At 63.0% G+C, this 13,005-nt stretch carries 12 protein-coding genes; 6 read left to right on the top strand and 6 right to left on the bottom strand.

Going from position 1 to position 13,005, the window contains the following annotated elements; translation table 11 throughout:
• Window position 1 precedes the first annotated feature (1 nt).
• Window positions 2-1,435 (top strand): glycosyltransferase, encoded by a 1,434-nt coding sequence (locus QZ647_RS03195; RefSeq protein WP_291270790.1) that lies wholly within the window; start codon window positions 2-4, stop codon window positions 1,433-1,435.
• A 47-nt stretch (window positions 1,436-1,482) separates the two neighbouring features.
• The gene (locus QZ647_RS03190; protein WP_366526127.1) at window positions 1,483-2,202 is read left to right on the top strand and encodes a class I SAM-dependent methyltransferase; all 720 of its coding nucleotides are present in this window, start codon (window positions 1,483-1,485) and stop codon (window positions 2,200-2,202) included.
• Window positions 2,203-2,330: 128 nt separating this feature from the next.
• Here the strand turns inward: QZ647_RS03190 and QZ647_RS15545 are convergent, their stop codons facing one another.
• From QZ647_RS15545 to QZ647_RS03170, 5 genes are all read right to left on the bottom strand, one after another.
• Window positions 2,331-2,987: a class I SAM-dependent methyltransferase gene (locus QZ647_RS15545; protein WP_366526126.1), complete on the bottom strand. Its 657-nt coding sequence runs from the start codon at window positions 2,985-2,987 to the stop codon at window positions 2,331-2,333.
• A 196-nt stretch (window positions 2,988-3,183) separates the two neighbouring features.
• Window positions 3,184-4,611 carry a lipopolysaccharide biosynthesis protein gene (locus tag QZ647_RS03185; RefSeq protein WP_291271921.1) on the bottom strand — a complete coding sequence of 476 codons (1,428 nt, stop codon included), beginning with the start codon at window positions 4,609-4,611 and terminating at the stop codon, window positions 3,184-3,186.
• 167 nt (window positions 4,612-4,778) lie between these two features.
• Window positions 4,779-5,903, bottom strand: a complete 1,125-nt coding sequence (locus QZ647_RS03180) for a glycosyltransferase (RefSeq protein WP_291270788.1) — start codon at window positions 5,901-5,903, stop codon at window positions 4,779-4,781.
• A gap of 16 nt (window positions 5,904-5,919) precedes the next feature.
• Window positions 5,920-6,858, bottom strand: a complete 939-nt coding sequence (locus tag QZ647_RS03175; protein ID WP_291270787.1) for an NAD-dependent epimerase/dehydratase family protein — start codon at window positions 6,856-6,858, stop codon at window positions 5,920-5,922.
• Window positions 6,855-8,012: a glycosyltransferase family 4 protein gene (locus QZ647_RS03170; RefSeq protein ID WP_291271920.1), complete on the bottom strand. Its 1,158-nt coding sequence runs from the start codon at window positions 8,010-8,012 to the stop codon at window positions 6,855-6,857. Before QZ647_RS03170 ends, QZ647_RS03175 begins: the two co-directional genes overlap by 4 nt.
• A 93-nt stretch (window positions 8,013-8,105) precedes the next feature.
• Here QZ647_RS03170 and QZ647_RS03165 point away from each other — a divergent pair, with 93 nt between their 5' ends.
• From QZ647_RS03165 to QZ647_RS03150, 4 genes are all read left to right on the top strand, one after another.
• Window positions 8,106-9,110, top strand: a complete 1,005-nt coding sequence (locus QZ647_RS03165; protein WP_366526125.1) for an MraY family glycosyltransferase — start codon at window positions 8,106-8,108, stop codon at window positions 9,108-9,110.
• A gap of 241 nt (window positions 9,111-9,351) precedes the next feature.
• A complete protein-coding gene (locus QZ647_RS03160; RefSeq protein WP_291270785.1) occupies window positions 9,352-9,843 on the top strand; it encodes a type II secretion system protein in 492 nt (163 codons plus the stop codon).
• A gap of 148 nt (window positions 9,844-9,991) precedes the next feature.
• Window positions 9,992-10,483: a type II secretion system protein gene (locus QZ647_RS03155; protein WP_291270784.1), complete on the top strand. Its 492-nt coding sequence runs from the start codon at window positions 9,992-9,994 to the stop codon at window positions 10,481-10,483.
• 106 nt (window positions 10,484-10,589) lie between these two features.
• Entirely contained in the window at window positions 10,590-11,096 is a 507-nt protein-coding gene (locus tag QZ647_RS03150; protein ID WP_291270783.1) for a type II secretion system protein, read from the top strand.
• Here QZ647_RS03150 and QZ647_RS03145 read toward each other — a convergent pair.
• Window positions 11,050-12,768 (bottom strand): O-antigen ligase family protein, encoded by a 1,719-nt coding sequence (locus QZ647_RS03145; protein ID WP_291270782.1) that lies wholly within the window; start codon window positions 12,766-12,768, stop codon window positions 11,050-11,052. The genes QZ647_RS03150 and QZ647_RS03145 overlap by 47 nt on opposite strands.
• Window positions 12,769-13,005 lie beyond the last annotated feature (237 nt).

The raw sequence follows: 13,005 nt of genomic DNA, 5'->3' as shown, positions 1-13,005 counted from the left end.
GATGCCTCTTCTTCCTTCACTTGAATCCGAGACTTACCGCGCGGCGCGAAGCACTCACTGGGATGGCGTAGCAGGGAGGTCGCGAGCCAGCCTGGGCCGCTACTATCGCCAAAGGCTCCTCTCCGTTTATCGGGAGCTCATCCCTCCGGGGAGCCGCGTCCTCGAAATCGGGTGTGGTCGCGGCAACCTGCTGGCCGCCCTCTCGCCTTCCCACGGAGTCGGGATCGACCTGTCCGCGCGAATGATCGACCTGGCCCGGACCGACCATCCGGGCTTGGACTTCATCGTGGCCGATGTCCACGAACTCGGGCTCGAAGGGCAGGTCTTCGATTTCATCATCTTATCGGATGTCGTCAACGACCTCTGGGATGTGCAGGCAGCGCTCGCACGAATCCGCCCCCTCTGCGGACCCCAGACTCGCCTCGTATTCAATTACTTCAGCCACTTGTGGAGCGGCCCCCTGCGAGTGGCCCAGGCTCTGGATTTGGCCCAACCAACGCTCCCCCAGAACTGGCTGACTCGGAAGGACCTGAACAACCTTCTGGAGCTGGCGGGGTTCGAGCCGCTGCGAGGATGGGAAGAAGTCTGCGTTCCGCTTTGGATTCCACTTTTGTCCGGTGTTGCCAACCGCTACCTTTCGAAGATCCTCCCCTTCTCCTGGCTGGCCATGACCAACTTCCTGGTCGCCCGGCCGCTCACGCCACCGGAGATACAGGAGCCCTCGGTCACCGTGGTCATCGCCGCACGAAATGAATCCGGGCATATCGAGGAACTGCTTTCCAGGATTCCCGACATGGGTTCGGCCACCGAGATTCTTTTCGTGGAAGGAAACTCCACCGACGATACCTACGAGGTGATCCAGAGGGCGATTCAGGCTCACCCGGAGCGCAGTTGCCGACTGCTGAAGCAGAGCGGTCGCGGGAAGGGAGACGCCGTGCGCCTTGGCTTTTCAGAGGCCAAGGGCGACATCCTCATGATTCTCGATGCGGACATTACCGTACCACCGGAGGACCTCCCCCGGTTCTACGAAGCCCTCGCCTCGGGGAAGGCCGAGTTCATCAATGGCGTCCGGCTGGTCTATCCCATGGAGGACCACGCCATGCGCTTCGCCAACCTGGTGGGCAACAAGTTTTTCTCCTGGGTCTTCAGCTGGCTACTGGGTCAACCCGTCCGCGACACGCTGTGCGGAACGAAGGTGCTCTGGAGGCGGGATTACCGCCAGATCGCCCGGAATCGATCCCATTTTGGCGACTTCGATCCCTTCGGTGACTTTGACCTGCTCTTCGGGGCGGCGAGGCTCAATCTGAGATTCATGGAGGTCCCCGTGCGTTATCGGATGCGCCGGTACGGCGAAACCAACATCCAGCGCTGGCGACACGGGTGGCTGTTGCTGAAGATGGTTCTCTTCGGCGCGCGGAAGATCAAGTTTCTATGAACGCACTTCGCAGGAGGCTCCGGGAGGTCCTTCGCCAGGATGCCGGAATGGGCGTGGATGATCCCCGCACGACCCTTCTCAGGCGCCGCTTGCTGCAGGACAAACCATTCCTGCGATGCCTCTACCTCGAGTGGTACTCCCTCCTGGCGGCACGGATCCAAGGCCTCGACCCGGTGCTTGAATTGGGATCGGGGGGCGGCTTTCTTTCAGAGTTCCGGACTGGCGTCATCCAGAGTGATCTGATCAGGGTTCCGGGCCTCTCTCTCTCGGCGGATGCGTGCCGGCTCCCCTTCAAGGAGGGACGATTGGGGGCCATCGTGATGACGAATGTCCTCCACCACATTCCAGATGTCGCCCAATTCATGACCGAGGCCGTCCGCTGCCTCCGGCCAGGCGGACATGTGGTCATGGTCGAGCCCTGGAACACAGCCTGGTCCCGACAGGTCTACCGTCACCTGCACAGTGAGCCCTTCGACCCCGGGGCAACCTGGAAATTCCCTTTCACGGGCCCCTTGAGCAGCGCCAACAATGCCCTGCCCTGGATCCTGTTCCGCCGGGACCAGACCAGGTTTGAAGAGACTTTCCCCGAAATGAGCGTCGATATCATTCGACCCATGATGCCCTTCGCCTATCTTCTTTCAGGTGGCGTTTCCAGGCCCATTGGCGCGCCTGGCTGGAGCTACCGGAGTTGCCGGACCCTAGAGCGGCGCCTTGGCCTTGAGCGCTTGGGATTGTTCGCGCTCATCGATCTCAAGAGAAAGGGTTGATCTTCCTCACTTCAGCCACCCAGTTGATCAGCGCCAGATGACTAGCGGGCCCGAGAAGAATCTCAAAGCTAGGTCACCGGATGGCGCGACCCAGCCTGAAGTGCGATGACCTTCTCCCGGTTTGGAACTCATCGATCTGGCCCTCGTTTCCGGGCCACCAGAATCACATTGCTATAGAAGGAAGAAGTCCGGTCCAGGAAATCAACGGCCACGGCCATCCCGTTCAATAATGCGGTCACGACCAGCCACAGTGGGAGCAACGGTATTTTCAACATCCGGGTCGGAGATCTTCGGTCCCACATGGTCCGAAGCCAGGCCAACAAGAGGACGCACAGTGTGCTTCCCAATCCCCCCTGGGTGTCGTTCCGGAGAATGTCATACGACCCAGGAAGAAGTCGCTCTGTTTCATGCCTGGAAAAGCGCCTAAAGTCCCTGGGCGCCCCATGCTCGAAGTAGATGAAGGGGACTGTGATCACCACTTGCCCGCCGGGGGCCAGGACCCGATGGATTTCCGCCAGTACGAAATCCACATCCGAGGCATGTTCCAGCACCTGGGTGCACAGAACCATGTCGAACGATGCCACTGAAAAAGGCCAGGGCTGACCTTCCCCAATGACCACATCGACGCCAGGCCCAGGTTCGATGTCGATCCCCACAATGGATGGGGGGGGAACCGACTTGAACCAGGTGAGGTAGGGCTTGCTCCCGCAACCGACATCCAGGACCCGCCCTGTCACAGTGGCAAGGCTGGTTCGAAGGTCCCGGTGAAGGTCGCGTACGGCCATCCATTGCCAGTGCCAGGGATAGATGGTGGGGTGGACGCCACAGATCCGGTCGTACAGGCCCGCAGCGGCCCGGTCCAGTACCGCAACGGCTCTCAGTCGGAGAGACGGCCTGGGTTCAGGAAGACTCATGAGATGCGAGCGTATGACATGAGGCAAATCCTAGCGAGAGGGCCCAGGGGCCAGTTCCAGAGTGGATTCAGACCAATGAAGGTGAACGCTGGATTAGGAAGATTCGCCGCATCCAATCCGGGGCCAGCACCCACCCCAAGAGGCCTCCCGTGAGGATTCCGACTGGGAATTTGAGGAGCAGGCTCCTCCACGCCGACTCGCTCCATGGGAGGGCCAGGAAATTCCCAGCCACCAACGCGACCAGCGCGGCAACCCCTAGACGACCCCAGGGGAGAGGAAGGTAGAGCCTCGACTGGGCCGACCAGATCATTCCCCCAGCGATGAGGGCGAAAGTGAGGCAGTTGACGATGACCGCCCCCATGGGCCCAAAGGATCGGATTACCAGGGAGTTGGCCGCCACATTGAAGGTGGCCCCCGCGGCCCACCAGAGAGCCGTGGGTTTGAGATCTTTCTTCAAGAACAACCCCGTGTTGGCCAAGTCGGCGAGGCCGCTGAAGAAGACACCCCCTGCAATCCAGGGAATGAGGTTCGCACCCCCGTGGAATCTCGAATCCGCGAGCCACCGGACGAGATCTCCCCCCGCAGCGGTTACAGCCAGCCAGGTCACCATGTGGAGGCCCGCCAGCCGAGCCCACAGCCGGGCGATGTTGCGGGGGGCGCACTCACCGGAATGCTCGAATTCCCGGCTCACTTCCGGGAACCAGGCCGTGGTGATGGCGCTGTTGATCATCATTCCCGAGAGCCCGAGACTGGCGGAGAAGGCGTACACCCCCACCGCGCCCGCCCCCACCCAGAGGCCTAGGAACCAACGATCCGCCGAGTTGATGACCCAGAACATCGGGGCGGTCGCCATGCTGGCCAATCCAAGCCCTAGGAGCCCTCTCCGCTCCCTGGAATCCAAGGTGGATTTCTGAAGCAGGAATTGGCCCCGGGGAAGTCCCAAGATCCCCAGAGACAAGATGGACCCAACCAGGGTGCCAGAGAGCATGGCCCATGAATCTGGACGCCAGAACCTGGCCAACAGGAGAGAGACCAGAATCCCCACCCCGGTCCCGGCCAGTGTGGCCATGGCAATCCGGGCATAGGCTCCGCGAATCCGCTGGCGGGTCGTGGCCATGACGCTGGTCACGGCGGCCATGGTCGTCAGCCCGGCCATGAGGGCCAGGTCCCGGTGGACCGAGGCCGAGGGAATCAGGCGCCACCAGCCGATGCCCGCCGTCATCGAAAAAAGCAGGCCCAGGCCAAGGGCAAAACGCCAGCAGAAGCTCTCCACGGCAGAAGAATGATCACCGCGTCCAGCAAAGAAATACCGTGCATAGGCGAGATCGATGCCCACCAAGGCCACCGAAGCGGCAAGGGAAGATACGGTGCCGATCAGGGCGAGAATGCCATAGGGCGAAGGACCCACGAGCCGGGTCAGGATCGGGGCAGAGACTAGGCTGAAAAGGCGCGCGATGACCCCCGTGGTCACCATCACTCCAACGCCCTTCACCATGGTACGCGTCAGGGAGCGGATCGGCGCATCCTCGCGCACCGTCGCCCGACCCGCTGCAGTGGCCCGGGGCATCTCCGGGTCGGGGGGTCGAGGGCAATCGGAACGAGGCACAGAGTCCTCGGGAAGGTCGCGGTTCATGTCCGGAGGGGTCTCCTCGCCTGCAGCAACTATCGCACCAGGGATTGGTACAGCGATTGATATTGAAGCGCCACAGATCGGATGCTGAATTCAGTTTCCATCTTCGCGCGCCCCAGCTCCCCCAGCTGAATCCGCTGTTCAGCAGGAAGGGAGAGGAGCGAGCGGACCGCTTCCACCAGCGCAGCCGTGTCGCCGGCCGGGATGATCCGACCTGCGACTCCGACCAAAGCCGCGGAATCACCCACCCGGGTTGCCACGCAGGGCACGCCGCAAGCCAAGGCCTCGCCGAGAGCATTGGAGAAGCCTTCGTTCCAGGATGGGGAAACCGCGATATCCAGAGCCGCAGTCAAGCGGGGCAGGTCGGTGCGTTCCCCGAGCAGATGCACACGCCCCGTCAACGCCGGATCGCGCAATGCGGAAGCCAGCTCTGGCTGGTCCTGATGGACGCCCTGCCCGGCAAACACACCGTGCACCTCAAGAGGCAGCCTCCGTAAGGCATCCAGAAACATCCGATGATTCTTTTCAGGGTGGAATCGTGCGAACTGCCCGATCAGCCGGGCCTCCGCTCCCAGGCCCAACTCCTTTCGGACCTGGACGCGGGCCGAGGGATCTGGCTGGAAACGGTCGAGCGCGAAACCGTTCGGAATCCAGCGGCTACGATCCTCCCGGTACCCAATGGCCTCGTGTTGCCTCCGGGCCGAGTGGGCGTTGTAGAGCACGACATCCGCGGTGGAGGAAAGCCTGGCGCCCAGGTGGATGAGCGCCCGCGTCATGGGGCGATAGGTGGCCATGGTGTCGATCCCCACTCGGATGTTCCAGAGCAGCGGCGCATGACCGGGCAGGAAGCGGACAGCCAGGTAGGCGGCGAGGTTGCCGTGGTACATCCACCCCTGGATGATGTGGGGTTGCCAAGGTGCCCCGCGGAAGAAGAAGCCCGGGAGGCGCCACAAACCCGGCACCCCTCTCCCAAGCCCCAGGCAAAGGGTGGGCACCCCTTGTTCCCTCAGCTCCGCGGCCAACGGCGCTTCAGCCCCCAGGCACAGCACCCGTGAGTCGAAGGCCTCCCGGTCCATGGCCCCCAGGAGGCGCACCAGCATGGACTCGGCACCCCCGCGCGTGAGGCCGGTGATCAGATGGAGGACGCGAAGCTTCATCTCCCCCTCTTCCCGATCATGGAGCCAGCCACTCCAGATACCGTTGGAGCCCCTGTTCAATCGAGGTTTTCGGGGAGAGGCCCAATAGTCGCTGGGCTTTGGCGCTGTCCGCCAGGGTCGCTGGGACATCCCCAGGGAAAGGGCCCTGGAAGATGAGTTTGGCTTCGCGTCCGACCGTCCGCGAGACGGCTTGGATCAGTTCCAAGACCGTGATGGACTGGGCCCCGCCAAGGTTGATGATCTCGAACCCAAATCGTCGCTCCACCGCAGCCAGGACCCCATCGACGATGTCCCCCACATAGGTGAAGTCCCGGATCGCACTTCCATCTCCGAAGACCGTGATGGGATTCCCCTCGAGAATGGCCCGGGTGAACTTCGCGATGGCCATATCTGGCCGCTGTCGAGGCCCGTAAACGGTGAAGAAGCGCAGGGCAACCGTGTCCAACCCATGGATGTGGTTGTAGTTGTAGCAGAGAAGCTCACCCATCCGTTTGGTGACGGCATAGGGTGAGATGGGGCAGTCCACGGGATCGTCCTCACGCCACGGGAGCCTTGGGCTGAGGCCGTACACCGATGACGAGGAGGCGAACACGAATCGGGGCTTCCCGAATTTGACGGCGCCCTCAAGAAGATTCAGGAGACCGATCACATTCACCGTTTCATAGAGCACGGGATCTTTCAGGCTGGGGCGCACCCCCGCCCGTGCAGCCAGGTGGACCACCACCTCGAATTCACCCTCGAGCAGCGTCTCGATGAGGGCTCGATCCCGGATGTCCCCCTCGACGAGGCGGAAGGAGGGGTGACCCAGCACACCGGCCAGATTTCGCCGCTTGATAGCCGGATCGTAATAGTCGTTGAAGTCGTCCACGACGGTGACTTCATCGCCCCGCTTCAGGAGGGCCTCCACCACATGGGATCCAATGAATCCCGCCCCCCCCGTGACCAGAATCTTCATGGCTCGACACGCATCCTTTCTGGGGCATCAGAGCGGGGCGGGAAGCCCAGCTCCTGGTAGACGGCGAAGGTGGCATCCAGGACCCGGCTCTGGTCGAATCCCTCCACCACCAGCCTTCGGCTCTCCCGGCCATAGGCCTCCCGGGTACCAGAATCCGCCAGCAGTTCCAGCAGGGTTTCGGCCAGTGCGCCGCCATCTTTCGGCGGAACCAGGCGGCCATTGCTCCCGTGGCGGACAATGTCCCGGATCCCTTCGCCGTCGACCGCCACGAGAGGCAGACCCGAGGCCGCTGCTTCCAGGAGACTTCTCGGGACACCCTCACGGTACCGGGAGGGCAGGATCGCGAGCGTAGCCTGCCGGTACAGGTCCGGCATATCGTCCCGGTGGCCCAGGAATTGGACCATCGGGAAGTTGGCCTTCAGCGCTTCCAATTCGACGGAAGAGAAGGATCCGGGGTTGCCCTCATCGATCTCCCCTGCCACTTGGAACACGGCTTCGGGGCAGCTTTGATGCACGATGCTGGCCGCCTCACAGAAATCACCGACCCCCTTGTCCTTGAGCAGGCGGGAAGCCAGGATCAGCGTGGGGGGGGTCGACGGGTGGCCTGAAGGATGGAAGCGATCCGTGTCGATGCCGGACCCTGCGATCAACCGACACCGACCCTGGTGACCCGCGTGCGTGGCGACCTGCGCCAGGTCGCCCGGATTCTGGAAGATCGTCCTGATGCCCGGGTTCCGGAAGGTCCATCGGAGGAACACCTCCAGGAGGGTGCGGGGAAGCCGGTAGCGTCCCCAATGGCTGGAACTGAACATGCTCCCGAGTCCCGTCACCGCGTTGACGATTCGCGGCGTTCCAGCGCGTCGGGCGGCCAAAGTTCCGATCAAGATGGATTTGAGCGTGAAATTGTGGAGCAGATCCGGTCGAGCCTTGCGCAGGTCTCGCGCCAACCGCGAGGCAGCCGCCAGGTCGCGGACAGGGTTCAGTCCCCGCCGGTCGATCTCGGCGGAGATCCAATGGAATCCCTCCGCTTCCAACCTCGGGCGATAGGGACCGTCAGGGCAGATCACCCACACTTCTGCCCCCAGCTCGACCTGAAGGCGTTTTGCCAAGGGCAATCGGAAATTGTAGAGATACCATTCGGTGTTGGCGAACAAGGCGATGCGCGGGGGTTGAGGCAAAGTGTTCCCTTAGGCTGTGCCTGGCCATAGTAGCCTTGATCGTTTTCCCAGCCTACGGTGCAGCCACCCATGCCACTCGACCCCCGCCTCGCTCGATTCCTGGGAGGACTGCTTTCGGCCGGGCTCGCATCTTTTTTCGCACTTCGCATCCTGGGACCTCAGGGCTGGATGGATGTGCCTGATGGACGGAAGCACCATGGGCATCCCAGGCCCCGAACAGGAGGCGCGGCCCTCTGGGCAGCCTTGACCCTCGGACATGTCTTTGGGTGGCTCCAGTTGCCCATCGCAGGAAGCGAATGGATTTGCCTCCACGGACTCGCCCTGATGGGCGCTCTCGACGACCGCCATTCCCTGAGCCCACGGATCAAGGCCCTGGCAGGTCTCGGGCTTGCCTTCACCCTGGCCATCCCGGTGGCCTACGCCTTCGCCCTGGACCGCCCCGTGGCGATGCTGATGCGCTTGTCCATTCCGACGAACCCGCCGTACCTGACCCTCCCGCTCCTGGTGCTCTGGTTCTGGGCGATCCCTCAATCATTCAATCTCATCGATGGCATGGATGGCCTCGCCACCGGCTTGGCTCTGCTCATCGCCTCCTTCCTCCTCGTGGGACGGGGCTTCACGGGCACCCCGTTTCTCCTTGGCGCCCTGTTGGCCACTTTTCTCCTGAATTGGCCGAGGGCCTTCCACTTCCTGGGAGATTGCGGCGCCTATTTTCTCGGGGGCCTCCTCGGGTTGCTGGCGCTTCGAACCAGGGCCTTCGAATTTCCTTCGCTGGCCCTTTGGGTCTTCGCCTATCCGATCCTGGACATGGCACTGGTCATCACGATTCGATTCCTCCGGGGCCGCCCGCTCGGAGCCGGGGATCGCAACCATCTCCACCACCAGTGGGCCTCGATCATTGGGGAGCGGTGGGCAGTTCCCCTGCTCTGGTTCGAGGCGACCGCCCTCGCCGTGGGCCCCACGGGGTTCCCGGGAAGTGCCTGGGTCTGCTGGCCCACCCTCGCCCTGATGCTGGCTCAATGCGCCTTCTTCGTGCGCCGGTCCTTGCAGGAATCTGAAAAGGTCCCAGGTTGAGGCCCCCTTCAGAGGAAGGCCCCATGGTCGCGATTGGGCCATGGCCTGACGCAATCCGTCGCCCTCGGACCTGGGTCGGGGACATGACGCGGGTGCTCTGCGACGGACCCACCAAGGACCAGAGGATTTCGGGCTTTACCTCTTGCATCCAAACCAAGGTCAAGGCACCTTGTTGGCATCCCCTTAACCTGGCATGGGACTTGATAAATCATCCCTGGCCATCGCCATCCTGGAGCGCATCATGCAAAAACAGTCCGGCTTCACCCTCATCGAACTGCTGTTGGTGCTCGCCATCATCGGCATCATCTCCGCCATCGCGGTGCCCGCCCTCCTCGGCCAGCGTGAGCGCGCCCGCATGCAGGCCACCAAGGACAACACCACCTCCGTCATCGCCGACCTCACCTCCACCCTCGGCGAGCTGAGCGATCCCCCGTCCGAGCGCAAGACCGGCCTGCCCACCACCCTCTACGACGGCACGGCGGGCATGAACCAGACCAAGGCCACCGATGCCATCACCGCCGTCATGGCCAAGACCAACTTCAACACCGCCAAGAACCCCTATGGCTCCGGCCCCGCCTACATCGCCACGGCGAAGGGCACGGTCAGCGGTGCTGTCTACCTCGACGCGACCACTGCCAATACCACCACCGACCCGGTCATCACCGTCACCGGTGTGTTCATGAACTCCAAGGGCGTCCAGGACACCCTGGCCAAAACCGTGGCCGTCAACTAGGCCGGTTTGCGAATTTAAAAAAGGGGGCTTCGGCCCCCTTTTTTTGATCTTCGAAAATTACCCGAGCCCGGAGCAGGCTTTCGCCTCATCCTGGACCTGGCATGGGACTTGATAAACATCAGCGGCCATCGCCACCAAGGAGCACCTCATGAAAAAACAGTCAGGCTTCACCCTCATCGAACTGCTGTTGGTGCTCGCCATCATCGGCATCATCTCCGCCATCGCGGTGCCCGCCCTCCTCGGCCAGCGTGAGCGCGCCCGCATGCAGGCCACCAAGGACAACACCACCTCCGTCATCGCCGACCTCACCTCCACCCTCGGCGAGCTGAGCGATCCCCCGTCCGAGCGCAAGACCGGCCTGCCCACCACCCTCTACGACGGCACGGCGGGCATGAACCAGACCAAGGCCACCGATGCCATCACCGCCGTCATGGCCAAGACCAACTTCAACACCGCCAAGAACCCCTATGGCTCCGGCCCCGCCTACATCGCCACGGCGAAGGGCACGGTCAGCGGTGCTGTCTACCTCGACGCGACCACTGCCAATACCACCACCGACCCGGTCATCACCGTCACCGGTGTGTTCATGAACTCCAAGGGCGTCCAGGACACCCTGGCCAAGAATGTGGCCGTCAACTAAAGCGATCTGACCACAAAAAAAGGGGGGCCGAGGAGGCCCCCCTTTTTGCGTTTTGGCATATTATTTCCTACTCAATCCCGAAACCTGCCGAATGGATTGAGGAAACATGAGACGCGCTGCTGGATTCACCCTGATCGAGCTGCTGCTGGTGCTGGCCATCATCGGCATTCTCGCTACCATCGCAGTCCCCTCCCTGCTGAATCAGCGGGAGAAGGCCAAGATGAACGCCCTCAAGGACCAGACGGTGAGGGTGGTGGGGGACTTGGGCTCCGTGATCAATGAACTGGCCGACCCCCCCTCAGAGCGGAAAGCCGGCTATCCCACGACCAGCTACCTGGGGACGGCTGGGGACAATCAAACCAAAGCCCAGGATGCGATCACCCTGGTACTGGCGCGCCCCAACTTCACCTCCGCGCGCAATCCGTACACCGGTGGCGGCGGGGCCTACCTGGCCGCGCCGACTCCTGCACCCGGAGGAGGCACCCTCGGGGCGGTCTACCTGGACGCCTCCACCGCCAATACCACCCAGGACGCTTTCATCACGATCACGGGCGTCTTCCGCGATATTAAGGGTGATATTCAGGGCCTGACCAAGACCGTATCTGTGAATTGAGGGCCTCGATGGCGCTCGCGTGCCTGGGAGAGAACCCAGGTTGGCGCTGGGCCTCGGCCATGAGCTGACGCGCCGATTCTGGCTTGCCTTGTTCCAGGGCCGTCCTGGCGAGGCGGAGATACCGGTCGGGGTCGTGGGGAGCCACGGCGGCATAGCGGCTCAAGAGGCTCTGCGTGGCCTGCGAGTCGCCCAAGCGCCGGGCGATCTGGGCGCGGCACAGCAGCAGGTGATGGTCGAACGGGTCGCGCTGCAGGAGCTGGTCCAGTTCCCGGATGGTGGATGCGTCCACGGTCAGTGCTGCGTTTTGGATTGCGGCTTTGCTGTAGAGGTCGAAGAGGTCAGCCGTGAATGGATAGCATGTCCATAGGCTGCGAGCCTCTTCCAAGGTTTGAGTAGGACGGTTTGAAGCTTCGAATCGCTGTTCGACTCCCGGCCGCAAGACGGCGACACGGATCTGCAATCCGGCCAGAGCCAGAAGGCCGAGGGCGGCCAGGGCGTGCAGGGCTCGGGCGGCGCGCCCGGTGGTGCCGCCGGTAGGCTGGGCCAGTGGGGCCAGTGTGATCCCCGCCCAGAGAAGTCCCAGGGGGTTGTGGAAAGGGAAATCCAAGAGGGCGATCAGCGCGACCGGGACCAGCAAGGCGCGCCGTGTCTCCCGGTAATGACCGCTCCGATCCAGCCAAAGCCCCAGCAGCGCCATCAGCGCCGCGAGGAGTCCTCCTTCCACCAGCCATTCCAGCGCTTCGCTGTGCAGGTTGTTGGGTCGCTGAAAATCGCCGTAGGCAATCTCGGCAGCCGGACGGCTTCGATCGACGAACTGCGGGTAGATGGGGCGTGCGGAACCCAACCCTTGCCCCGTGAAAGGATGATCCAGGAGGGCCAGGGTAGCGGCGCGATAGTAGCTCAGCCGTTGGGTAAGGGAGACATCCCCCTGGACCAAGGTTCCCCGAACGACGGTCTGGGCGGCATTCTTGGGCGCCCGGGTGGCCATCCCAGCGAGGATGGCCAAGCTGAGACCAAGGATTGGGAGCAGTTCGGAAAAACGCCCGGATCGGGCCGATTCGGTTTTCCGAGGCTTCTTGAGAAGGGCCAGCACCCCTCCCCCCAATGGAAGGAGCCAGCCCCAGCGATGGGCGGTCAGGCTCCAGGCCAGGGCCAACACGAACGGCGGCGCGACCTTGAGCCATGTGCGGCCGGAAGAAGACTCCCCCGGGGTGCTCTGGTACAGGGCTGAATAGGCCAGGAGGCCCGCACAAACGCCGATGCCCAGGCGGCTCTGGGTCAGCGTCAGGGCCGGTAGCACCCAACCGAGATGAAGGACCCGAGATCGGCCCTGGTCGGACAACAAGAGCCACCCCGCGAGAATGACGAAGGGAAGCGCCGCCATGTTCGTGTTGTGGAACAACCCTCGGCCGATGCCCTGGAAGGGATCGATCCCGAGGCTGGGTGGCAACATGGCGCGCATGGAGGGAATCCACTGAACCAGGATCAGGAATGCGTGGATCCCGGTCCCGGCCGTGAATCCGCCCATGAAGGAAGGGAATCGACCCTCTTCGGCCACGAGCCAGGTTCCGACGCCCATGGCCGCTGCCAACCAGATGACGCGCTGCAGCCCAAAAAACGGGGCAGGACTCCAACAGGCGCTCAGAAGCAACCATCCAAGCGGCAGCAGCAAGGTCCATGGATAAGCCGCCATGGGGCGGGCCTTCCACCCCTGCCAGCCCCAGGCCAACGCGCCTGCCGTGAGCAGCAGCGCACTCTTGGGCTCCAGTGAGGGCTGGCTCCAGGAAGGCACATGCGCCACCACGATGGCGAAGCCAAACAGGAAAGCCAGGCACTTGGACATAGGCCCCATGGTAATGGAAGGGTGCCCTGCCCGAGGCAGAACCTCGCCTTGGTCCTTAGTTCCGAT

It is taken from the genome of Geothrix sp. (assembly GCF_020622065.1).
Taxonomy (GTDB): Bacteria; Acidobacteriota; Holophagae; order Holophagales; family Holophagaceae; genus Geothrix.
Note: the sequence above shows the minus strand (reverse complement) of the source record. Positions and strands in the feature narration are given on the sequence as shown.

Coding starts and splice junctions, on each gene's coding strand:
- QZ647_RS03150 (WP_291270783.1), top strand. CDS start 10,590: ATGAGACGCGCTGCTGGATTCACCCTGATCGAGCTGCTGCTGGTGCTG.
- QZ647_RS03195 (WP_291270790.1), top strand. CDS start 2: ATGCCTCTTCTTCCTTCACTTGAATCCGAGACTTACCGCGCGGCGCGA.
- QZ647_RS03155 (WP_291270784.1), top strand. CDS start 9,992: ATGAAAAAACAGTCAGGCTTCACCCTCATCGAACTGCTGTTGGTGCTC.
- QZ647_RS03185 (WP_291271921.1), bottom strand. CDS start 4,611: ATGGTGAAGGGCGTTGGAGTGATGGTGACCACGGGGGTCATCGCGCGC.
- QZ647_RS03165 (WP_366526125.1), top strand. CDS start 8,106: ATGCCACTCGACCCCCGCCTCGCTCGATTCCTGGGAGGACTGCTTTCG.
- QZ647_RS03175 (WP_291270787.1), bottom strand. CDS start 6,858: ATGAAGATTCTGGTCACGGGGGGGGCGGGATTCATTGGATCCCATGTG.
- QZ647_RS03160 (WP_291270785.1), top strand. CDS start 9,352: ATGCAAAAACAGTCCGGCTTCACCCTCATCGAACTGCTGTTGGTGCTC.
- QZ647_RS03180 (WP_291270788.1), bottom strand. CDS start 5,903: ATGAAGCTTCGCGTCCTCCATCTGATCACCGGCCTCACGCGCGGGGGT.
- QZ647_RS03190 (WP_366526127.1), top strand. CDS start 1,483: ATGGGCGTGGATGATCCCCGCACGACCCTTCTCAGGCGCCGCTTGCTG.
- QZ647_RS15545 (WP_366526126.1), bottom strand. CDS start 2,987: ATGGCCGTACGCGACCTTCACCGGGACCTTCGAACCAGCCTTGCCACT.